The organism is Vibrio sp. 2134-1 (genome assembly GCF_033339495.1).
The window spans coordinates 1-512 of the sequence record NZ_JAWOUS010000985.1; the positions used below are offsets into that span (position 1 = coordinate 1).

At 43.8% G+C, this 512-nt stretch carries 1 protein-coding gene; it reads left to right on the plus strand.

Annotated features, from left to right (window positions below; genetic code table 11):
- On the plus strand, window positions 1-512 hold a 512-nt coding region (locus R7R78_RS29615), incomplete at both ends, for an acetyltransferase (protein WP_225475027.1).

A 512-nucleotide genomic window follows, 5' to 3' on the forward strand; every position in this document is an offset into this window, starting at 1 on the left:
TTATTTTTTTTTAACGCTTCTTTTGTGATCCTCAATTCTGCGATTTGTTCACTCGTAATTTGTGTCATCGCTATTTTTAAGATCCTACTTCCGACCGCGCAGTTAAAAGCTAAAGGGACGGAAGCTGCCAACAAAGTGATGTGGATTTGGGCGACCGTCAATACGGGGATTCTTGCCTTGTCTAACCGTGTGGAGTGGGACGTTCAAGGCATCGAGAATCTGAAAAAAGATGGTTGGTATTTGCTGATCAGCAATCACCTCAGTTGGACAGATATTGTTGTACTGTGCTGCGTATTTAAAGATCGCATTCCAATGCCGAAGTTTTTCCTCAAGCAACAACTGCTGTATGTGCCGTTTATTGGTATGGCATGTTGGGCTTTAGACATGCCTTTCATGCGTCGTTACTCTCGTGAGTATTTAATTCGTAACCCTCACAAACGTGGCCAAGATTTGGCAACCACACGTCGTTCGTGTGCCAAGTTTAAGCATACTCCAACCACGGTTGTGAACTA